Source organism: Pantoea sp. Morm, from assembly GCF_016643525.1.
In the GTDB taxonomy this organism is placed as follows: domain Bacteria; phylum Pseudomonadota; class Gammaproteobacteria; order Enterobacterales; family Enterobacteriaceae; genus Pantoea; species Pantoea dispersa.
The window spans coordinates 1-22257 of the sequence record NZ_VOQX01000033.1 but is presented as its reverse complement, the minus strand read 5'-3'; the positions used below and the strand labels follow the sequence as shown (position 1 = coordinate 22257).

Genomic DNA, 22257 nt, shown 5'->3' with positions numbered 1-22257 from the left:
ACGGGCATTGATTAGCAAAATAATCAATGCGGCGAAGGTTGCTTACAGCAGTCACCTAACAAAGGTGATATACTTGCGCGCCTCGGATGCGGTGGCTGATGCCAACCCGCAATTATATGATTTTACCAGCTAAGTGTTGATGATTTTAGCACTTATTTGCCCAACGAAGCTGTGTCGCCATGAAGTTTATCATCAAGCTCTTCCCTGAAATCACCATCAAAAGTCAGTCGGTGCGCCTGCGCTTTATCAAAATTCTGACCGGTAACATCCGTAATACCCTGCGCACCCTCGACGAAGAGATCGCCGTGGTGCGCCACTGGGATCACATCGAAGTGCGCGCGAAGAAGGAAGCGCTGCGTGCCACCGTCACGGAAGAGCTGACGCGCATTCCCGGTATCCACCATGTGCTGGCAGTCGAAGACCGCGCCTATAGCGACATGCACGATATCTTCGAGCAGACGCTGGCGCTCAACCGCGAGCGGCTGGAAGGCAAGAGCTTCTGCGTGCGCGTGAAGCGTCGCGGCAAGCACAGCTTTAGCTCGCAGGATGTGGAGCGCTACGTCGGCGGCGGTCTCAATCAGCACATTGAAAGCGCGCGCGTGCAGCTGAATCACCCGGATGTGACGGTGAATCTGGAGATTGAAGACGATCGCCTGCTGCTGATTACCGGCCGCTATGAAGGCCTGGGCGGCTTCCCGATCGGCACCCAGGAAGATGTGCTGTCGCTGATTTCCGGCGGCTTTGACTCCGGCGTCTCCAGCTATATGCTGATGCGCCGCGGCTGTCGCGTGCACTACTGCTTCTTTAACCTTGGCGGCGCGGCGCATGAAATCGGCGTGCGTCAGGTGGCGCACTATCTGTGGCAGCGTTTTGGCCGTTCACATCGCGTGCGTTTTGTCGCCATCAATTTTGAGCCGGTGGTGGGCGAGATTCTGGAAAAAGTTGATGACGGCCAGATGGGCGTGGTGCTGAAGCGCATGATGGTACGTGCGGCATCGATGGTGGCTGAGCGTTACGGCGTACAGGCGCTGGTAACCGGTGAGGCGCTGGGCCAGGTCTCCAGCCAGACGCTGACTAACCTGCGTTTGATTGATAACGCGTCCGACACGCTGATTCTGCGCCCGCTGATCTCGCACGATAAAGAGCACATCATCAATATTGCGCGTCAGATCGGCACCGAAGACTTTGCCCGCACCATGCCGGAGTACTGCGGCGTGATTTCGAAAAGCCCCACGGTGAAAGCGGTGAAGGCGAAGATCGAAGCCGAAGAGCAGAACTTCGATTTCGACATTCTGCAGCGCGTGGTGCAGGAAGCCAGCAACGTCGATATCCGTGAAATTGCGGAGCAGACGGAAGAAGAAGTGGTGGAAGTGGAAACCGTGGCGTCATTCAGCGGCAACGATGTGGTACTGGATATCCGTTCGATTGATGAGCAGGACGACAATCCGCTGGCGCTGACCGGCGTGGAAGTGAAATCGCTGCCGTTCTATAAGCTGAGCACCCAGTTCGGCGATCTCGATCAGAGCAGAACCTGGTTGCTGTACTGCGATCGCGGCGTGATGAGTCGGTTGCAGGCGTTGTATCTGCATGAGCAGGGCTTTAAGAACGTGAAGGTGTACCGTCCGTAACCGCGGCGGGAGTTAAGCCTGGCGCGCCTGATTTCGGGTGCATGGGCAAAACCCGGTGCGCAGGAATGCGCACCCTGTAATCACCGCGACGAATAAAACTGTGCACTGATCTCGTGGGGTCGCCATTGATGGCGACCTTTTTTACGCGCGCTCTTCAAATTCCTGATAATTATAAATCCCTGCCGCCAGCACCAGCTGTGACGCGACTTCACGTGCTTGCTCTTTATCCACCAGCAGATCAATCAGCTTCAGGGCAAAATCGATCGCCGTGCCCGGCCCCTGGCTGGTCAGCAGATTAACGCGCGGATCCCACACCACGCGGCGCTCCATCCATTTCTCCTCCGGAATGGTGTGCTTCAGGCCGGGAAAACCGGTCATATTGCCCACCGGAAACAGGTCATGCGGCACCAGCACCGTGCCCGGCGCGGCACAGATCGCCGCGACAATTTTGCCTGACAGATGAAACTGGCGTACCGTCTCCACCAGCAGTGGGCTGTCGCGGAAGGTTTCAGCGCCTTTGAGGCCGCCCGGCAGGACGATGGCGGCAAAATCGTTATCCGCCACTTCAACCAGCGGTGCGTCAGCCAGCAGGCGCACACCGCGGGAGCAGACAATCTCGCGCGTGCCGTCGCTCTCCACGCTGGCGGTGGTCACCTTCAGGCCGGCGCGGACCAGCAGGTCAATGGTGGTGACCGCTTCTATCTCTTCACTGCCATGGGCCAGGCAAACCAGCACTGATGCGTTCGCGCTCATATTGGGACTCCTTGCGTTTAATCAGGTCGTACAGGCGGGTATTTTCCGGCAGCGCAATCCCCTGCGCACGGGCGCGGCGCAGCAGGTAGCCGGTAATGTAATCAATTTCAGTCTGACGCTGCGCACGCACATCCTGCAGCATTGAGGAGACGTTGGCGGCGGTGCTGTCGATGACGTCGTAGATAATGTCGCGCAGGTTATCCAGCGCGATGTGCTGGCCCTCGCGCTCCATCACCCAGGCCAGCTCCTCGCACAGCCGGTTAATCTGTTCCGGCCAGGCGCGCAGCGCACCGTTCTGGCAGTCGTGCTCAACCGTCAGTGTGTTGATCACGCAGTTAACTGCCAGCTTGCGCCAGCTGGCAGACGCGATGTTATCGTGCCACGCCACGTCCGGCAGTGCCTGATGCAGAATATCGGCGATATCGCTCAGCGCCGCGCTTTCGCGGCTGGCAGGCCCGATGTGGGTGATGCCCTGCGCGACATGCTTAATCACCGTGCCGTCGCGCATCGCCGCGTGCGTGGTGATGCCGCGCAGCAGCGGCTGCTGCACTTCTTTGAGCTCTTCGATGGTACCCATGCCGTTGTGCAGCAGCAGGATCGGCGCGTGGCGCGGCAGCACGCTTTGCAGGTTTTTCACCGCAGGTGAAACCTGTGGCGCTTTCAGGGTCACCAGTAGCAGCTGGCTTTCAGCCAGAAACAGCGGATCGTTAGCGATGAAGGTGTGATTGCTGACGTGGCCCTGCGGATCGACCACGTTGACCGAACAGTACGGCTGCGGTACGCGCAGCCAGCCCTGAACGTCATGTCCCTGGCGTGCAAGGGCCGCGAGCCAGATTTGCCCCAGGGCGCCGCAACCCAACACGGTAATTTTCATTATGCCTCCCGCTGGCGGGTGGGTGAATGGGTGTCACACCCTTAATTATAGCTTTCCGCGTCGCGTGTTTTATTAGCGCGACAAGACGCGTATTATGCATGTCACTTTAGTATCAGGAGAAGAAAAGATGCCATCTTTCGATATCGTTTCCGAAGTCGAACTGCCGGAAGTGCGTAATGCGGTGGAGAATGCCAACCGTGAGATCTCAACCCGTTTCGATTTCCGCAACGTGAGCGCCAGCTTTGAGCTCAACGAAAAGAATGAGACCATCAAAGTCACCAGCGAATCGGATTTTCAGGTGAAGCAGCTGGTGGATATTCTGCGTGAAAAGCTGCTGAAGCGCGGCATTGAAGGCGCGGCGATTGAAGTACCGGAAGAGATTGTGCACAGCGGTAAAAGCTGGAGCGTTGAAGCGAAGCTGAAAAAAGGCATCGAAAGCGATGTCGCGAAGAAAATCGTTAAGCTGATCAAAGACAGCAAACTGAAAGTGCAGACGCAGATTCAGGGTGAAGAGCTGCGCGTCACCGGTAAATCCCGCGACGATCTGCAGGGTGCGATGGCGCTGGTGCGCGGTGGCAACCTGGGTCAGCCGTTCCAGTTCAAAAACTTCCGCGATTAATCCCCTCTGTCGCGCGCCGCACGACGATACAGCGTGCTGCGCGCGACCCCCAGCGCCTGCGCCGCTTTACTGATATTGCCGTCATAGCGCTGCAGCGTTTCACTGATCAGCTGTTCATCGTGGCGTTCGCGCAGCGGCGGTGCCGGCGGGCGGCGATACTCTGCCGGCAAGTGACTTTCCGTCAGCGTTTCGCCCTCATCGGCGAGCGCCAGCAGCACGCGCAGCAGACTGCGTAGCTGGCGCACATTGCCTGGCCATGGCTGCTGCGCCAGCGCCGTCAGCAGCGCCGGAGACAGCTGTACGCCACGCTGCGCGGCTCCCAGTTCCTGCCATAAATCGCGGATAAACCCGGCGACGTTCGGCCAGGCGCGCAGTGGCGGAAGGGTCAGCGCAAACTCCTGCAGACGATAGAGCAAATCCTCACGAAATTCGCCGGCGGCCACGCGCTGGGCCAGATCGCGATGCGTGGCGCAAATTATGGCAAAATTCACCGGCCAGCTGCGACTGGAGCCGAGTGGCGCCACCTCTTTTTCCTGCAGCACGCGCAGCAAACGGGTCTGCAGCGTCAGCGGCATGTCACCGATTTCATCCAGGAACAGCACGCCGCCATCCGCTTCGCGAATTTTGCCGATGTAGCCATTTTTACTGGCGCCAGTAAATGCGCCGGGCTGGTAGCCAAACAGTTCGGATTCAATCAGCGCTTCGGGGATGGCGGCACAGTTGATGGCGACAAACTTGCCCGTGCGCCAGCGGCTTTGCTGGTGCAGAGCACGGCTGACATACTCCTTGCCGCTGCCGGTTTCACCATAAATGCACAGCGAAACGCCGGCATCCAGCAACCGCAGCATTTTTGCGCCGTCAGCTCCCAGCACGCGCGGCAAGTCATGCGTACGACTGTCCGGCACGCTGACGTGGCTGCGCTGCGGCGCGCGCAGGCGGAACCAGTAGCGCTGCGCGCCAATGTCGACCGCGGCGGGAACGCTGTTGGCCTGCTGCTGCAGTTGCGGAAACAGCTGCTGAAACGTCAGGCTGGCAAAGCGGTCGGCGCTGAGAGCCAGTTCGCGCATCGCCAGCCGGTTGGCTGCGGTCAGCACATTGTCAGAGAATACCAGCAGCAATTCATCACTGGTGTCGATGCCCTGCGGCTGCGGATGCAGACTGAGCAGCCACTGCTGCGGATGCAGGCTCTGCTTCACCCACAGGTACTCGATCTGCTTTGCCGCTGCTTTCACCCGGTTCAGGGTATGCGGATGCGGAAAGTGTGCCGGACCCGAGATATCCAGCACGCCGGCTATCTGACCGTTGGGCATCTGCAACGGCATCGCGGCGCAGTACAGACCCTGATTGCGCGTCAGGAAATGCTGCTGGCCATCAATTTCACAGCCGTCATCAATCGCCAGCGCGGTGCCAATCGCATTGGTGCCGCGTCCGCATTCACTCCACAAATTACCGGGTGCCAGGGCAAAGCGCTGGGCTTTCTCCAGCGCCTGCATATCGCCAAAGGTGTTCAGCACCAGCCCGCTGGCATCGGACAGGATCACCACCGACTGCGTCTCCGCCATCTGCTGCGCCAGCTGGCGGATGACCGGCTGCGCAAACTGCTGCAGCCCGGCGTTGCTGGCCAGCACATCGGCCAGCTCGCCCTGACGCACGCGCGGGAAATCGTCGGCGCTGCGCTCTAATCCATACAGCTGGCTGCGGAACCAGGAGTCGCTTAACAGCGGGTTGGCGTGCACGGCAGACGCGGCTGAATTTCCCTGCATGAGTGACCTCAGAACGGCGTGTAAGTGTTGCAACATTGTAGCGTTCGGGTTTCTGCACTGTTGCGATACGCAACACAGATACAATGTTTGTCGTGGAGGACTGACAGGGTAGCTGGCGGGGAATGAATTTATTTGATTGATAAATAATGCATTTATCGCTTTTGCGCCTGATGAGAAAAAACTGGCACGCGCGCTGCAATACCGACACAGGCAGTTGCGCTGCCTGTTCAGACCCTCTGACCTGATAATAAGGAGTTTGCGATGCGTTATGCACATCCCGGCACGCCCGGCGCGCTGGTCTCTTTCCAGGCGACCTACGGCAACTATATCGCCGGCAACTTCACCGAGCCGCTGAGCGGCCAGTACTTTATGAACACCTCGCCGGTAGACGGCAGCGATATCGCTCAGTTCCCGCGCTCCGACGCGCGCGACATCGATCTGGCGCTGGATGCCGCGCATCAGGCCGCCGATGCGTGGGGCAAAACCAGCGTACAGCAGCGCGCCAACCTGCTGCTGCAGGTGGCCGATCGTATGGAAGCCAGTCTTGAGAAGCTGGCGGTAGCGGAGAGCTGGGATAACGGTAAACCGATTCGCGAGACGCTCAATGCCGATCTGCCGCTGGCGGTCGACCATTTTCGCTACTTTGCCGGCTGCCTGCGCGCGCAGGAGGGCAGCACCGCTGAGATCGACGAAACCACGGTGGCCTATCACTTCCATGAGCCGCTGGGCGTAGTCGGACAGATCATCCCGTGGAATTTCCCGCTGCTCATGGCGGCGTGGAAGCTGGCACCGGCGCTGGCCGCCGGTAACTGCGTGGTGCTGAAACCGGCTGAGCAGACGCCGCTTGGTATTACGCTGCTGATGGAGCTGATTGGTGATCTGTTTCCACCGGGCGTGCTGAATGTGGTGCAGGGCTTTGGCCGCGAAGCCGGCGAAGCGCTGGCCACCAGCAAGCGCATCGCTAAAATTGCCTTTACCGGATCCACGCCGGTCGGGCGGCATATCATGGCCTGTGCGGCGGAGAACATCATTCCCTGCACCGTCGAGCTGGGCGGCAAATCACCTAACATCTACTTCGCGGATGTGATGTCGGGCGAAGAGGCGTTCATCGAGAAAGCGGTCGAGGGGCTGGTGCTGGGCTTCTTTAATCAGGGCGAAGTCTGTACCTGTCCATCGCGCGCGTTGATTCATGAATCGATCTACCAGCCCTTTATGGAGCGGGTGCTGGCCAAGGTTGCCACCATTCGCCGTGGCGATCCGCTCGATACCGACACCATGATCGGTGCTCAGGCTTCGCGCCAGCAATTCGACAAAATCCTGTCCTACATCAACATTGCCCGCGAGGAAGGGGGGCAGATTCTGACAGGGGGCGAGCGTGCGCATATCGCCGCGGAGCTGGATAACGGATTCTACATCCAGCCCACCCTGATCAAGGGCAGCAACCAGATGCGCTGTTTCCAGGAGGAGATTTTTGGGCCAGTGATTGGCGTCACCACATTCCATGATGAGGCAGAGGCGCTCGCGATCGCCAATGAAACCCAGTTTGGTCTGGGCGCGGGCGTGTGGACGCGCGATACCAATCTGGCGTATCGCATGGGCCGCGGCATTAAAGCCGGTCGCGTCTGGACCAACTGCTATCACATCTATCCCGCCCATGCGGCATTCGGTGGCTACAAGCAGTCGGGCGTCGGGCGTGAAACCCACAAAATGGCGCTCAGCGCCTATCAGCAAACCAAAAATCTGCTGGTCAGCTATGGCACAGCGCCACTGGGGCTGTTCTGAGTCTGCATCCGTTCAAATGGAGAGTGAAAGATGAATATGCAAATCAAAACCACCATGAAAGCCGCGATTGTAAAGGCGTTTGGTGAACCGCTGGTGATTGAGCAGGTGCCGGTGCCGTCCGTTGGGCCAGGGCAGATTCTGGTGAAAATCGCCGCCACCGGCGTGTGCCATACCGACCTGCACGCCGCCGAAGGCGACTGGCCGATCAAGCCCAATCCGCCGTTTATTCCCGGCCATGAAGGCGTCGGGCAGGTGGTGGCCATTGGCGAAGGGGTGAAACATCTCAAACTGGGCGATCGCGTCGGTGTGCCGTGGCTTTACTCGGCGTGTGGCCACTGCGAGCACTGCCTCGACAGCTGGGAGACGCTGTGTCTGTCGCAGCAGAATGCCGGCTATTCGGTCAACGGCAGCTTTGCCGAGTACTGCCTGGCGGATGCCAACTACGTAGGCATCATTCCTGACAATGTTGAGTTTAATGAAGTGGCTCCGATTTTGTGTGCCGGCGTAACCGTCTATAAAGGTCTGAAGATGACCGATACCAAACCGGGTGACTGGGTGGTGGTTTCCGGCATCGGCGGCCTGGGGCATATGGCTATTCAGTATGCGGTGGCGATGGGGCTCAACGTGGCGGCGGTCGATATCGACGACGATAAGCTGGCATTTGCCAAACGGCTCGGTGCCAGCGTGGTTGCCAATGCGAAGCAGGTCGATCCGGCGAAAGTGTTCCAGGAAAGTTTTGGCGGTGCGCACGGCGTGCTGGTGACGGCGGTCTCGCCAAAAGCGTTTGAACAGGCGATCGGCACGCTGCGTCGCGGCGGCACCATGGTGCTCAACGGCCTGCCGCCGGGGAAATTCGATCTCTCGATCTTCGACATGGTGCTGGATGGCATTACGGTGCGCGGCTCGATTGTCGGCACGCGTAAAGATCTGCAGGAGGCACTGGATTTTGCCGGTCGCCATAAGGTGAAAGCGAATGTCGCGGTTGAGCCGCTGACTAACATCAACGATATCTTTGCGCGCATGCACGCCGGCAAAATTGAAGGGCGTATTGTGGTGGATATGTCGCTGTAGTGACGCTGAGCGGACCGCGTGGAGCCAGAGCATCGCGGTCCGCTGTGGCTAAGTCATTAACTGCTGGCGAGCAGCGCCTCCAGCTCCACGCGGCTCGTCACTTTGCTGTCAATTTTAATGTAGGCACTTTTCTCTTCCGGCACGATAAACACTGACGCCACGCCGGGCTGCGCGCGCAGCCGCTTCTCCAGATTCGGTACTGCCAGCACCGCATCACTCAGCACCAGGCGCAGGCTGCTGACGTACGGCGGCTCCTGCATCGACATGGCGACAAACAGCCACGCCGCAGCCACTATCGCGCCGACCAGAAACACCGTTTGCGCATCGAAGTGGCCGAAAATCCAGCCGCCCAGGCTGCCGCCAATCGCGACGCCAATAAACTGGCTGGTGGAATAAATCCCCATGGCCGTGCCTTTGTAGCCCGCCGGCGACTCTTTGCTGATCAGCGACGGCAGAATCGCTTCCATCAGGTTAAAGGCAAGGAAAAACAGCTGCACGCCAATCACCAGCGTCCAGAAGTGGCCTGCGGCGCCCCACAGCACAATCTCCGCGATGATGATCAGCGCCACGCAGCCGACAAACACCCGCTTCATGCGGCGTTTTACCTCGGCATAGATAATAAACGGCACCACGGCGACAAACGCCACCAGCATGGTCACCAGATACACTTTCCAGTGTTCAGCCGCCGGGAAGCCCGCCTGTTCAAACTGGCCCGGCAGCGCGACGAAGCTCGACATCAGTAAAATGTGCAGACAGAGAATGCCGATATTCAGCTTCAGCAATTTGGGATTGGCCAGCACCGCGCGAATGCTGCCTTTGACCATGCCGGATTCGCGGTTCAGCACGTGGCCCGGCGCATTGGGCACGACCAGCAGGGTGATCACGATACCCAGGCTGGCGAGCAGGGCAATCATCCAGAACAGCGCGTGCAGACCCAGCGCATGCGTGACAATCGGGCCGACCACCATGGCAATCGCAAAGGTAACGCCGAAGCTGATGCCGATAAACGCCATCGCTTTGGTGCGGTTCTGTTCACGGGTCAGGTCTGACAGCAGTGCCATCACCGCCGCGGCAATGGCACCGGAGCCCTGCAGCGCGCGACCAAGGATAATGCCCCAGATGGAGGTGCTGGTGGCGGCAATAAGGCTACCAAGCACAAACAGCAGCAGGCCACCGACAATCAGCGGCTTGCGGCCAATACGGTCGGACAGCAGACCAAAGGGGATCTGAAACACGGCCTGCGCCAGACCATAAATACCAATTGCCAGACCGATCAACGTTTCGCTGGCGCCCTGTAAAGCCATACCGTAAGTGGTCAGTACCGGCAGGACCATAAACATTCCCAGCATGCGCAGGGAAAAAACTGTGCCTAAACCCCATGTTGCCCGAAGCTCAACTGGTGTCATTCTATTATCGTTCATTCCAACCTCTGTAAGTTTATGCCCCTGGGACTTCAGGTTGCAGCGGCACAGGTTGCGCGCCCTTATCTGCGACCCGGCTCACCGGGACATGCAGCGCTTATTTTAGAAAGCAGGGCAGGGCGGGTAAAACAATTGTTTTTAAGCAGTGGTAACAAAAAGAAAGGGCGCGAAATTCGCGCCCTTGTCCGGAGTAACGGTCTGACTTACCAGACGTAAGTCAGCAGGTCCTTAGAGGCCGGGGCCATAAAGTCCACCGACATCATCACGCTCAGCGCAGTGATGGCGACAATGGAGAACACAAACAGTTTACGCGCCCAAACTTTATCGTTTGAGGTTTTGTAACCTGACAGTGCCATACCCAGCCACCACACGCTGACGGCGGCAGCCACCACCAGGTATTTGTAGCCAGCATAACCGCCCAGCGACAGCATCAGCGTGGCAATCATGAACGCCAGGATGTACAGCGTAATATGATTTTTCGCCACGGAGATGCCTTTCACCACCGGCAGAACCGGAATATTAGCGGCCTGATAATCTTTGAAGCGGAAGATGGCAATCGCGTAGGAGTGCGGCATCTGCCACAGGCTAAAGATAGCCAGTAAGATTAACGCGCCAGCATCAAACTGGTTGGTCACCGCGCAGTAGCCAATTACTGGCGGCGCGGCGCCAGAGAGGCTGCCAATCAGCGTGCCATAGACCGAATGACGCTTCATGTAGAGGCTGTAAATGCCGACATAGACGACGAAGCCCATCACCGCCAGCCACATGGCCAGCGGGTTAGCGCCAAAATACAGCAACGCAAAGCCAGCAATACCCAATGCGGTTGCATAAACCAGGCTTACTTTCGCCGAGATCAGGCCTTTGACCAGAACACGGTTCCGCGTTCTCTCCATTTTGATGTCGATGTCGCGGTCAATCACATTGTTGAATACACAACCGGATGCGACCACCAGCGAAACGCCCACCAAAGCGACGAGAAACAGGGGGTAATCAATGCTGCCTTTTGAAGCCAGCAGGAATCCACCGATCACAGAAATTAAATTGCCGAAAATAATTCCTGGTTTTGTTACTTGCAGGTATTGCTTAATCATTACGCGTGACTCTTTAGTGGGCCATCATGTTGTAGTTGAGGTTCCACATAATCCACAGTGAGCCAATCACCACAATCAGGATAATGACTGCGGAGAAGACAATGGCCACCATGTTCCAGCCACCCTCGGATTTGCTGTCCAGATGCAGGAAGTAGACCAGGTGCACCAGCACCTGAACCACTGCACACACCAGAACCACACCCAGAATGGTGCCGTGAGAAGCACTGCCATCCATCACCATCCAGAACGGAATCGCCGTCAGGATGATCGAGAGGATGAAGCCGATCATGTAAGACTTCACGCTACCGTGAGATGCACCATGTTCGTTTACAGAATGACTCATTACATGGCCCCCATCAGATAGACAACGGTGAATACGCAGATCCACACCACATCCAGGAAGTGCCAGAACAGGCTCAGACACATGATACGGGTGCGGTTGGTGGCGCTCAGACCGCGTTTAGCGATCTGGAACATCAGCACGGCCATCCAGATCAGACCAGAGGTCACGTGCAGACCGTGCGTACCGACCAGCGTAAAGAAGCCAGACAGGAAGCCGCTGCGGTCAGGACCGAAACCTTCCTTGATCAGGTGATGGAATTCATAGATTTCCATCCCGATAAATCCGGCACCGAACAGGAAGGTCAACGCCAGCCAGCTGATGACCGAACCTTTGTTCTGGTTGTTCATCGCAATCACTGCCATACCATACGTGATGGAGCTCAGCAGCAGCAGCGCGGTTTCAACCAGCACAAACGGCAGTTCGAAGATATCTTTACCTGCCGGGCCACCGGCAGTGTTGTTAACCATGACCGCATAGGTCGCAAACAGGGTTGCGAAGATAATGCAGTCACTCATCAGGTAGATCCAGAAGCCAAAGACTTTATTGGCTCCCGCATCGTGATGCCCATGCTCCGCATGGGCGTCGTGGTGGTGTTTAACGGTTTCAGTTGACATTATTTCAGACCTGCTTTGCTGATGTCATCAAAGTGCTTCTTCTCGATCTGCTCGATTTCAGCAACCGGTACGTAGTAATCCACGTCTTCATCGAAGCTCTTCACAATCCAGGTCACGATGGTGCCAAGGAAAGTAAGACCTGCCAGCCACCAGATGTGCCAGATCAGGGCAAAACCGAAGACTGTCATGAAGGCAGCGATAACAATGGCCGCGCCGCTGTTTTTCGGCATATGAATTTCTTCATATTTTTCTGGCTGCTTGTACGCTTCGCCTTTCTCTTTCATTTCCCAGAACGCATCACGCTCGTGGATATGAGGGATCACAGCAAAGTTGTAGAACGGCGGAGGTGAAGAGGTTGCCCACTCCAGCGTACGGCCGCCCCACGGGTCACCGGTCAGATCGCGGTTCTGCTCACGGTCACGTACCGATACCCAGAACTGGATAAGCTGGCACAGGATACCGCAGGCGATCAGCGCTGCACCGCCTGCTGCAACTACCAGCAGAGAGTGGAACTGCGGATCGATGTCCTGGCTCAGACGACGGGTCATCCCCATGAAGCCCAGCGCGTACAGCGGCATAAAGGCAACGAAGAAGCCGATGATCCAGAACCAGAAAGCACGTTTGCCCCAGGTTTCGTTCAGGGTGAAGCCGAAGGCTTTCGGGAACCAGTAGGTCACGCCAGCCATACAACCGAACACTACACCACCGATGATAACGTTGTGGAAGTGTGCAATCAGGAACAGGCTGTTGTGCAGCACGAAGTCTGCGCCTGGTACCGCCAGCAGTACGCCGGTCATCCCACCAACGGAGAAGGTGACCAGGAAGCCGATGGTCCACAGCATCGCCGAGTTGAACTCGATACGACCCTGATACATGGTGAACAGCCAGTTAAAGATTTTCACCCCGGTCGGAATCGCGATGATCATCGTCATGATACCGAAGAAGGCGTTAACGTTCGCACCGGCACCCATGGTGAAGAAGTGGTGCAGCCAAACGATGAACGACAGAACGGTAATGGCGATGGTTGCCCACACCAGCGAGGTGTAACCAAACAGACGCTTTTTCGAGAAGGTGGCCGTGACTTCAGAGAAGACACCAAACACCGGCAGAACGAGGATGTACACCTCCGGGTGACCCCAGACCCAGATCAGGTTGACGTACATCATCATGTTACCGCCCATATCATTGGTAAAGAAATGGAAGTCGAGGTAACGATCAAGCGTCAACAGTGCCAGCGTCACGGTCAGAACCGGGAACGCAGCGATAATCAGGACGTTAGTACACAGTGCTGCCCAGGTGAATACCGGCATCTTGAACAGGTCCATGCCCGGTGCACGCATCTTCAGAATGGTCACGAAGAAGTTGATACCGGTCAGCGTGGTACCAATACCGGAGAGCTGGAGACTCCAGATCCAGTAATCGACCCCGACGCCAGGACTGTATTCTGCCCCCGAGAGCGGTGGATAAGCCAGCCAGCCGGTCTGTGCGAATTCGCCCACACCCAGTGACAGGTTAACCAGGATCACACCGATAGCGGTGAACCAGAAGCTCAGGTTGTTCAGGAACGGGAAGGCAACGTCACGGGCACCGATTTGCAGCGGAACCGCGATGTTCATCAGACCCACCACGAAAGGCATCGCCACGAAGAAGATCATGATCACGCCGTGAGCGGTGAAGATCTGGTCGTAGTGGTGCGGTGGCAGTATGCCTGCTTCCCCGGCGGAAGCCATCACCTGTTGGGTACGCATCATTACCGCATCGGCAAAGCCGCGCAGCAGCATGACAAAGGCCATGATGATGTACATGATACCCAGTTTTTTGTGGTCGATGGAGGTTAACCATTCAGACCACAGATACTGCCATTTACCGAAATAGGTAATAGCAGCGATCAGCGCCAGACCACCAATGATGATACCGGCGACCGTAACCATGATAATGGGTTCATGGTAGGGCACTGCATCCAGTGTTAATTTTCCGAACATCGTATTATTCCTCGGCTCCCGCAGCTGCGGCGTGATTCATGTCCATGCCTTCGTGCGACATGTCCATTTTCCCGTGGCTCATCATGAACTTATCAATAACCTGCTTGAACAGTTCCGGATTCGCAGTTGAGAAATATTCCACCGGGTGATTTTCGCTTGGCGCAGCCAGCTTTTCGAAATCATCCATGGTGGTCAGCGTGTTAGGTGCCGCTTTAACTTTGGCAACCCACTGCTGGAATTCCGCATCGTCTTTGGTGGCAATGGCTTTGAACTTCATACCAGAGAAACCGCGACCGCTGAAGTTAGCAGAGATACCGTCGAACGTACCTGGCTCGTTGGCGATCAGGTGCAGTTTGGTCTGCATACCCGCCATGGCGTAGATCTGGCTGCCGAGCGTAGGAATAAAGAAGGAGTTCATGACGGAGTTCGAGGTGATCTTGAAGTTCACCGGAGTATTTGCCGGGAAGGCAATCTGGTTGACGGTTGCAATACCCTGTTCCGGGTAGATGAACAGCCATTTCCAGTCCAGTGCCACTACGTCGATCTCAACCGGTTTCACGTCAGAGGCCAGCGGTTTGCTCGGCTCCAGCGCGTGGGTTGATTTCCAGGTCAGCACGCCGAGGAAGAGAATGATCAGGATCGGAATGGTCCAGACCACGGCTTCCACTTTGTTAGAGTGTGACCAGTTAGGGCTATACTTCGCGTTGGTATTGGTTGCCCGATATTTCCAGGCGAACACAACAGCCATTAAGACTGCCGGAATAACGACGATCATCATCAAGCCGAAAGCTGTCAGAATCAGTGAACGTTGCTCCAGTGCAATCTGTCCCTTGGGATTTAACAACGCACTATCGCAGCCGCTGAGTAATACAGCGCCTGCAATTAATGACAAAATCCCCAAACTTTTATTGTATTTCCTGAGTCTCATTTAACGACCTCAATGACAAAGGGCTCTATTGTCGTTTAAGTGTGCGCGCATTTTACGGGAAGGTTTATGCAGTGTAAACCAGCTTAAGGATGTGTCAGAAGGCTGTTGACACCTTTTGCTAAGGGTGTCACAGATGTTGCGCAGGGTGACAAATTATTAACTGCGACAAGCAGTTGGCGGCAATATAACAAAAACCAATGACATTAACCGCAGAGAAAACAGGGAAAGCATAAACCGGAGTTTTAATACTCATTTATTTAACAATTCTGCATCATTTTGGCGATGAAATTTCTACAAATTAATTGCTCACCGGATTTAAATATTACGCAGGATTGTTAATTTAATGTTTCTATTTCGCGTTAAAAAAAATGCTATCGCTTAAAATTCGCCGGGGGCTATTTTTAAGCGATTTATCCCCGTCTGGCAAATAGCGCAGCGTTAATGTGCACGATTTGACGCTGTTTTTCTTAATGCCAGCCAGTCCAGCATCACGCCGAGCAGCACCGCCAGTAGCGCCAGCGCCATCCCTGCCTCAAACAGATGGGTCGGCAGCGTCGCGCTGTGCCAGATATCCGCCGCACGCAGTGCCAGCGTCAGCAGCCAGAGCGCCAGCAGCGTACAGCCCGCCGCGAACAGGCGTACCGTCCAGCGATAACCCTGTGGCCACAGGCTGCGCTTCATGAATTCACCGCTGTGCTGCATTGCCTGTAGCGTGCCGCGACACGCCCACAGCAGCAGCAGGCCCGGTACGGCGGCCACCACGGTAAAGGCATAAAATACCGGCCAGCCCCATAGTTCGACCAGCCAGCCAGCCGCCGGACCGACATACACGCGTCCAACCGCTGACAGCGCTGACAGCAGTGCGAACTGCGTGGCCGAGAACGATTTGTTGCACAACGTCATCAGCAACGCCACAAAGGCGGCGGTGCCCATGCCGCCGCACAGGTTTTCGATAAATACCGCGCTGGCCATGCTCCACAGATGCGGTGGCGTTACCGCCAGCAGCCAGTAAGCGAAATTAGATACTGCCTGCAGCACGCCGAAGATCATCAGCGCGCGGAACAGGCTCAGGCGCTGCATCAGCACGCCGCCGTACAGCGCACCGATAATGGTCGCCAGCAGGCCGAGCGTTTTATTCACCAGACCGACATCACCAGCGCTGAAGCCCACGCCGCGAATCAGGAAGGTGGTGGTGAGCGAAGCGGCGAACGCGTCGCCCAGCTTGTAGAGAATAATTAAGGTGATCAGCAGCCAGGCGTTGTTGCGCTGAAAGAAATCCTTCAGCGGAAACGCGACGGCCTGACGCAGCGAGTGCGGCTCGTGCACCGGCGCCTCAGGTTCACGCGCCAGCAGCGTGGCGATCAGTCCGGGCACCATCAGCAGCGCCATCAGCCAGTAGGTGGCCTGCCAGCCGAGATAGCGATCCGCCAGCCACAACGCCAGGCCGCCGGAAATCAGCATCGCCAGCCGGTAACCAAGCACGGTTATCGCCGCGCCGCTGCCGCGCTCTTCCGGCGGCAGCACATCGGTTTTCCACGCATCAAACACAATATCCTGCGAGGCTGAGCAGAACGCCACCAGCACCGCCAGCGCCGCCAGCAGGGTAAGGTCGCGTGACGGCTGCATAAAGCCCATCGCCACAATGCCGGCAATTAGCGCTAACTGCGTGACCAGCAGCCAGCCGCGCCGCCGGCCAAGAAAGGGCGGGGTATAGCGATCCATCATCGGCGACCACAGGAACTTAAACACGTAAGCCTGACCGACGAGGGAGAAGAAACCAATGGTTTTCAGGTCGACATTCTCTACCGTCATCCACGCCTGGAGCGTACCGGCGGTCAGCGCCAGCGGCAGACCGGAAGCGAAACCGAGCAGCAGCAGGACCGCAGCGTTACGTTGGGTAAAAATACGCAGATAGTGAGATGTCATAGCCAGCCTGAAATGAAGCCCGGTCAGCGGGGACCGGGCAGGTTACTGCGGAAAATTAACGCGCGTTTTGCTTGATGAAGTTATTGACGCTGGTGTCCTGCGCCATATCGGCAATCACGTCGCTCAGGGTCGAGTTAACCGCGTTGGTGATCTTATCGTTAGTGGCGCTGAAGGCACCCTCTACGCTGTAAGTCTGACGGTAGTTTTTCACCTGCTTGTTGCCGTTTTTCGCGGTAGCGATAATAGAGATATCCGCTTTGGTGGTGATGCTGTAACGCACGTTGCCCTGCGTAACATCGGCGTACAGGCCATTAACCACGATCTGCAGATCCACCGCGCCGTTCGGGCCAATCATGTAGCCGCGCGAGGTCATCTGCTTCTCCAGCACTTCCTGCAGCAGGAAACGCAGATCGCGTGACGGGGTCAGGGTGATCAGCTGACCGTCGCGGTTCACTTTGGCCAGCGCCTGATCGCTGCGCTGATCGGCACCGTTAACGCTGACGGTAACGCCCATCAGGCTCGGATCCTGCTGTGGCAGCTGGATTTTTGGCTGGATGTTCAGCGTGGTGTTATTGCTGGCGCAGCCGGCCAAAATAAAGGCAGCCAGCAGAGGGAATAACAGTTTTTTCAACATACTCATTCTCGTTAGCATATGGGTTGGTTTGCAAAACTGCGGCCATCATAGCATTGCGGCACGGCGAAAAAAGCCCCGCACCAGGGGAAATTGATTGTAAAGGATTTTTTCGGACAGCCGGACGCGGTAACCGATTGACCGACAGCCTCAGCAGGCTAAGATGCGCAGCGCAGCAGGATTTATTTCCTGCCGGACTGCGGGAAAGGTAAAAAACCTACTAATATTTAAACAGATGGGGCACAGCGCTCGCCGTAGAGGAGTGTTAACAATGATTCGCGAACAAATAGAAGAAAAGCTGCGTAACGCTTTTGAGCCTGCACATCTCGAAGTGCATGACGAAAGCTATCGTCATAACGTGCCTGCCGGTTCTGAAAGTCACTTCAAAGTGGTGATCGTCAGCGACCTTTTCACCGGACAGCGCTTCCTGCAGCGTCACCGCGCCATTTATGGCGAGCTGGCGACCGAGCTGGCAGGCAGCGTTCATGCGCTGGCGCTGCATACCTACACGCGCAAAGAGTGGGATGGACTGCAGGATACCGTACTCGCCTCACCGAACTGTCGCGGTGCCGGTACGCTGGCCTGAGTTTTTCTCTTCAGCTTCCTCCAAAACGGCCTGCGGGCCGTTTTTTCTTACCTCAATGATGCACAAACGCGATCTGCGGCGCAAAAAAGCAGCAAAACCGTTAAAAAGTGGTGAGTTTGCAGCCTCGACTCATTCCGGGGATGCCGCTATAATGCGGCGTCTATTTTTCCGGAATGTCTTCGGGACGCTTCTGGTGACAGGGATTAGGTTCTGCCTGCAGAGGCCGTCCCGGTTGTTGGATACGGCGCATTAATTGTGTGGTGTCTGAAGTTGACCGAGCACGTGATTTTTTGAGGTAACAAGATGACAGTTTCAGTAGAAACCACTCAGGGTCTGGGCCGTCGCATTTCGATTACTGTTCCTAAGGACAGCATCGAAAGCGCAGTGAAGAAAGAACTGGTGGAAGTGGCTAAGAAAGTCCGTATCGACGGTTTCCGTAAAGGCAAAGTGCCGGCTACCATCATTAATCAGCGCTACGGTGCCTCTGTTCGTCAGGACGTCCTGAGCGAGCTGATGACGCGTAACTTCGTTGACGCCATCATCAAAGAGAAGATCAACCCAGCTGGCGCACCGAACTACGTGCCGGGTGAGTATAAAGAAGGTGAAGATTTCACTTACGCGGTTGAGTTCGAAGTGTATCCGGAAGTTGAGCTGAAAGGCCTGGATGCAATCGAAGTCGAAAAACCGGTGGTTGAAGTGACCGACGCTGACGTCGACACCATGCTGGAAACCCTGCAGAAGCAGCAGGCGACCTGGAAAGAGACCGATGCAGCGGCATCAGCAGAAGATCGCGCGACCATCGATTTCACCGGCTCTGTAGACGGCGAAGAGTTCGAAGGCGGCAAAGCGTCTGACTTCGTGCTGGCAATGGGGCAGGGTCGTATGATCCCAGGCTTCGAAGAAGGCATCACTGGCAAGAAAGCCGGCGACACCTTCACCATCGACGTGAAATTTCCGGATGACTACCACGCGGAAAACCTGAAAGGCAAAGACGCGAAGTTCGACATCGTGCTGAAGAAAGTGGAAACCCGCGAACTGCCGGAGCTGACCGCTGAATTCATCAAGCGTTTCGGCGTGGAAGATGGCTCCATCGAAGGTCTGCGCGCTGAAGTGCGTAAGAACATGGAGCGCGAACTGAAAGGCGCTATCCGTAACCGCGTGAAGACGCAGGCGATTGACGGTCTGGTTAACGCGAACGAAATCGACGTGCCAGTGGCACTGATCGACAGCGAAATCGACGTTCTGCGTCGTCAGGCTGCACAGCGTTTCGGCGGCAACGAGAAGCAGGCGCTGGAACTGCCACGTGAACTGTTCGAAGAGCAGGCAAAACGTCGCGTTGTGGTCGGTCTGCTGCTGGGCGAAGTAATTCGCATCAACGAGCTGAAAGCCGATGAAGATCGCGTTAAAGCGCTGATCGAAGAGATGGCTTCTGCGTACGAAGATCCGCAGGAAGTGATCGAGTTCTACAGCAAAAACAGCGAGCTGATGAACAACATGCGCAACGTTGCGCTGGAAGAGCAGGCGGTTGAAGCGGTACTGGCGAAAGCCAAAGTGACTGACAAAGCCACTAACTTCCAGGAGCTGATGAACCAGACCTCTGCGGCCTGATTCGTGAGTTAACCCTGAGTGCTAAAGCCCGCGACCGCTATGTCGCGGGCTTTTTCGTTTCTGGCGGAAACCAACCACATTTGTGCGCTATTTGACTAATTAATCGGCAAATTCTTCGCTAAGCTGTTTTTCCGTGTTAGCGAATGGGGAAAAGGTTGTTATGCTTGAAACAACTGGGCTGCATCCCCAGATACAGGGAGAATGCGTGAAAACAGTAAGACTGGCTGATTAACCGTCCTGTAATGTCGGAACGAGACCGCTGCGCATAGTTTTCGCCGCGCGCCTCGCGTAAAATCGGTACAGAATGTTGCCAATGAAATTTATCAGGAGACGGTAATGTCATACAGTGGCGATCGTGAATTTACTGCACCAACCAATGCGCTGGTGCCAATGGTGGTCGAACAAACCTCGCGCGGCGAGCGTTCTTACGACATCTACTCCCGCCTGCTTAAAGAGCGCGTGATCTTCCTGACCGGTCAGGTTGAGGATCACATGGCGAACCTGATTGTGGCGCAGATGCTGTTTCTGGAAGCTGAGAATCCTGAAAAAGACATTTACCTCTACATTAACTCGCCAGGTGGTGTAATTACCGCCGGTATGTCGATTTATGACACAATGAAGTTCATCAAGCCGGACGTGAGCACCATCTGTATGGGCCAGGCCTGTTCGATGGGCGCATTCCTGCTGACGGCGGGGACCAAAGGCAAGCGCTTCTGTCTGCCAAACTCACGCGTGATGATTCACCAGCCGCTGGGCGGCTATCAGGGCCAGGCGACGGACATTGAGATCCACGCGCGTGAAATCCTGAAAGTGAAGCAGCGTATGAATGAGCTGATGGCGGAACATACCGGCAAATCGCTGGAGCAGATTGAACGCGACACCGAGCGCGATCGTTTCCTCTCTGCCAGCGAAGCGGTAGAGTATGGCCTGGTCGACTCCATCCTGACGCATCGCCAATAAGACACATCTGTCTGCCCCTTACGCTATAGTTAACGGGTGCAGACAGGTGAGTTGCATGCATATCGGCCGTTGCTGTGCGGCCATTGCCGTACACCAATTAGGTCTGAGAAAGAAAAGAGGTTAGCTGATGACAGATAAGCGCAAAGACGGTTCAGGTAAGTTGCTGTACTGCTCTTTCTGCGGCAAAAGCCAGCATGAAGTCCGTAAGCTGATTGCCGGGCCGTCAGTGTATATTTGCGACGAGTGTGTCGATCTGTGTAACGACATCATTCGCGAAGAGATTAAAGAAGTGGCCCCGCACCGCGAGCGCAGCGCGCTCCCGACGCCGCATGAAATCCGCCATCACCTTGACGATTATGTTATCGGTCAGGAGAAGGCGAAAAAAGTGCTGGCGGTGGCGGTGTACAACCACTACAAACGTCTGCGTAACGGCGACACCAGCAACGGGATTGAACTGGGCAAAAGTAACATTCTGCTGATCGGTCCAACCGGTAGCGGTAAGACCCTGCTGGCGGAAACGCTGGCGCGCCTGCTGGATGTGCCTTTCACCATGGCGGATGCCACCACGCTGACCGAAGCCGGTTATGTGGGCGAGGATGTTGAAAACATCATCCAGAAACTGCTGCAGAAGTGCGACTACGACGTACAGAAAGCGCAGCGCGGCATCGTGTACATCGATGAAATCGATAAGATTTCCCGTAAATCAGACAACCCGTCTATCACCCGTGATGTGTCAGGTGAAGGCGTGCAGCAGGCGCTGCTGAAACTGATTGAAGGCACAGTGGCTGCCGTGCCGCCGCAGGGTGGACGTAAGCATCCGCAGCAGGAGTTTCTGCAGGTCGACACCTCGAAAATCCTGTTTATCTGTGGCGGTGCGTTTGCCGGCCTCGATAAAGTGATTTCACAGCGTGTTGAAACCGGCTCCGGTATTGGCTTTGGCGCGACCGTCAAAGGTAAATCGCAGAAAGCCAGCGAAGGCGAGTTGCTGTCACAGGTTGAGCCGGAAGATCTGATCAAATTTGGTCTGATTCCGGAGTTCATTGGTCGTCTGCCGGTGGTGGCGACGCTCAACGAGCTGAGCGAAGAAGCGCTGATCCAGATCCTGCGTGAACCGAAAAACGCGCTGACCAAGCAGTATCAGGCGCTGTTTAACCTGGAAGGCGTGGAGCTGGAGTTCCGTGACGAAGCGCTGACGGCGATTGCGAAAAAAGCGAACTCGCGTAAAACCGGGGCTCGTGGTCTGCGTTCTATCGTAGAAGCGGCGCTGCTCGAAACCATGTACGACCTGCCATCAATGGAAGGCGTAGAGAAAGTGGTGATCGATGAGTCAGTGATCGAGGGGCAATCTGACCCGATGCTGATTTACGGTAAGCATGAAGCCCAGGCTTCTGGCGAATAAATAATCAATTACACCACGTTGTTATCTTAAAAAAGTGGAAAATGTTTCCCCTTTTATTTTTCTCACCTCTGTGACATTGAATGTCGTGCAAGCATCCCCATATACTCATAATCCTGTGGGTCTAACTGCATACAGCCTGTATCACGCGGTTCCCATCACCTGGCGGACATTAAACTAAGAGAGAGCTCTATGAATCCTGAGCGTTCTGAACGCATTGAAATCCCCGTGTTGCCGTTGCGCGACGTGGTGGTTTATCCGCACATGGTAATTCCGTTGTT

At 56.1% G+C, this 22257-nt stretch carries 20 protein-coding genes; 9 read left to right on the top strand and 11 right to left on the bottom strand.

The window, feature by feature from the left end; genetic code table 11:
• The first annotated feature begins 179 nt into the window (after nt 1-179).
• Nucleotides 180-1628, top strand: a complete 1449-nt coding sequence (gene thiI, locus FT726_RS13310; protein ID WP_346302915.1) for a tRNA uracil 4-sulfurtransferase ThiI — start codon at nt 180-182, stop codon at nt 1626-1628.
• 141 nt (nt 1629-1769) lie between these two features.
• Here thiI and yajL read toward each other — a convergent pair whose 3' ends face one another.
• Together yajL and panE are read right to left on the bottom strand one after the other, a co-directional pair.
• A complete protein-coding gene (yajL, locus tag FT726_RS13305) occupies nt 1770-2381 on the bottom strand; it encodes a protein deglycase YajL (RefSeq protein ID WP_288422974.1) in 612 nt (203 codons plus the stop codon).
• Nucleotides 2335-3255, bottom strand: coding sequence for a 2-dehydropantoate 2-reductase (panE, locus tag FT726_RS13300; protein WP_058757963.1), 921 nt, complete (start codon nt 3253-3255; stop codon nt 2335-2337). Before panE ends, yajL begins: the two co-directional genes overlap by 47 nt.
• A 127-nt stretch (nt 3256-3382) precedes the next feature.
• Between panE and FT726_RS13295 the strand changes: the two genes are divergently transcribed.
• Nucleotides 3383-3874, top strand: coding sequence for a YajQ family cyclic di-GMP-binding protein (locus FT726_RS13295; RefSeq protein WP_021507173.1), 492 nt, complete (start codon nt 3383-3385; stop codon nt 3872-3874).
• On the opposite strand, the gene FT726_RS13290 is transcribed toward FT726_RS13295, so the two are convergent.
• Complete coding sequence (locus FT726_RS13290; RefSeq protein ID WP_282996119.1) at nt 3871-5637, bottom strand: sigma-54-dependent Fis family transcriptional regulator; 1767 nt, start codon at nt 5635-5637, stop codon at nt 3871-3873. The genes FT726_RS13295 and FT726_RS13290 overlap by 4 nt on opposite strands.
• A gap of 261 nt (nt 5638-5898) precedes the next feature.
• Between FT726_RS13290 and FT726_RS13285 the strand changes: the two genes are divergently transcribed.
• The gene (locus FT726_RS13285) at nt 5899-7419 is read left to right on the top strand and encodes an aldehyde dehydrogenase family protein (protein ID WP_021507175.1); all 1521 of its coding nucleotides are present in this window, start codon (nt 5899-5901) and stop codon (nt 7417-7419) included.
• Nucleotides 7420-7449: 30 nt separating this feature from the next.
• Complete coding sequence (gene adhP / locus FT726_RS13280) at nt 7450-8490, top strand: alcohol dehydrogenase AdhP (RefSeq protein WP_021507176.1); 1041 nt, start codon at nt 7450-7452, stop codon at nt 8488-8490.
• Nucleotides 8491-8546: 56 nt separating this feature from the next.
• Here adhP and FT726_RS13275 read toward each other — a convergent pair whose 3' ends face one another.
• The 8 genes from FT726_RS13275 to FT726_RS13240 form a co-directional block, all read right to left on the bottom strand.
• The gene (locus tag FT726_RS13275; RefSeq protein ID WP_031279651.1) at nt 8547-9911 is read right to left on the bottom strand and encodes an MFS transporter; all 1365 of its coding nucleotides are present in this window, start codon (nt 9909-9911) and stop codon (nt 8547-8549) included.
• Between the two features lie 203 nt (nt 9912-10114).
• Nucleotides 10115-11002, bottom strand: a complete 888-nt coding sequence (gene cyoE / locus FT726_RS13270; RefSeq protein ID WP_021507178.1) for a heme o synthase — start codon at nt 11000-11002, stop codon at nt 10115-10117.
• 13 nt (nt 11003-11015) lie between these two features.
• Entirely contained in the window at nt 11016-11345 is a 330-nt protein-coding gene (locus FT726_RS13265) for a cytochrome o ubiquinol oxidase subunit IV (RefSeq protein WP_022549333.1), read from the bottom strand.
• On the bottom strand, nt 11345-11959 hold the full coding sequence (locus FT726_RS13260) for a cytochrome o ubiquinol oxidase subunit III (RefSeq protein WP_021507179.1): 615 nt from the start codon (nt 11957-11959) through the stop codon (nt 11345-11347). The genes FT726_RS13265 and FT726_RS13260 overlap by 1 nt, the downstream gene beginning before the upstream one ends.
• Nucleotides 11959-13941 (bottom strand): cytochrome o ubiquinol oxidase subunit I, encoded by a 1983-nt coding sequence (gene cyoB, locus FT726_RS13255; RefSeq protein ID WP_021507180.1) that lies wholly within the window; start codon nt 13939-13941, stop codon nt 11959-11961. The genes FT726_RS13260 and cyoB overlap by 1 nt, the downstream gene beginning before the upstream one ends.
• Before the next feature lie 4 nt (nt 13942-13945).
• The gene (gene cyoA, locus FT726_RS13250; RefSeq protein WP_031279652.1) at nt 13946-14869 is read right to left on the bottom strand and encodes a cytochrome o ubiquinol oxidase subunit II; all 924 of its coding nucleotides are present in this window, start codon (nt 14867-14869) and stop codon (nt 13946-13948) included.
• 438 nt (nt 14870-15307) lie between these two features.
• Nucleotides 15308-16795, bottom strand: a complete 1488-nt coding sequence (ampG, locus tag FT726_RS13245; RefSeq protein ID WP_288422964.1) for a muropeptide MFS transporter AmpG — start codon at nt 16793-16795, stop codon at nt 15308-15310.
• Between the two features lie 55 nt (nt 16796-16850).
• Nucleotides 16851-17429 carry a lipoprotein gene (locus tag FT726_RS13240; RefSeq protein ID WP_021507183.1) on the bottom strand — a complete coding sequence of 193 codons (579 nt, stop codon included), beginning with the start codon at nt 17427-17429 and terminating at the stop codon, nt 16851-16853.
• A gap of 268 nt (nt 17430-17697) precedes the next feature.
• Between FT726_RS13240 and bolA the strand changes: the two genes are divergently transcribed.
• From bolA to FT726_RS27645, 5 genes are all read left to right on the top strand, one after another.
• Nucleotides 17698-18012 carry a transcriptional regulator BolA gene (gene bolA, locus FT726_RS13235; RefSeq protein WP_058757958.1) on the top strand — a complete coding sequence of 105 codons (315 nt, stop codon included), beginning with the start codon at nt 17698-17700 and terminating at the stop codon, nt 18010-18012.
• A 303-nt stretch (nt 18013-18315) separates the two neighbouring features.
• Nucleotides 18316-19620, top strand: a complete 1305-nt coding sequence (tig, locus tag FT726_RS13230) for a trigger factor (RefSeq protein ID WP_021507185.1) — start codon at nt 18316-18318, stop codon at nt 19618-19620.
• A gap of 336 nt (nt 19621-19956) precedes the next feature.
• Nucleotides 19957-20580 (top strand): ATP-dependent Clp endopeptidase proteolytic subunit ClpP, encoded by a 624-nt coding sequence (gene clpP, locus FT726_RS13225; RefSeq protein WP_010616837.1) that lies wholly within the window; start codon nt 19957-19959, stop codon nt 20578-20580.
• 127 nt (nt 20581-20707) lie between these two features.
• Complete coding sequence (clpX, locus tag FT726_RS13220; RefSeq protein WP_021507186.1) at nt 20708-21979, top strand: ATP-dependent protease ATP-binding subunit ClpX; 1272 nt, start codon at nt 20708-20710, stop codon at nt 21977-21979.
• A gap of 189 nt (nt 21980-22168) precedes the next feature.
• The coding region (locus FT726_RS27645) for a hypothetical protein (RefSeq protein ID WP_407075070.1) at nt 22169-22257 on the top strand (89 nt) is incomplete at its 3' end.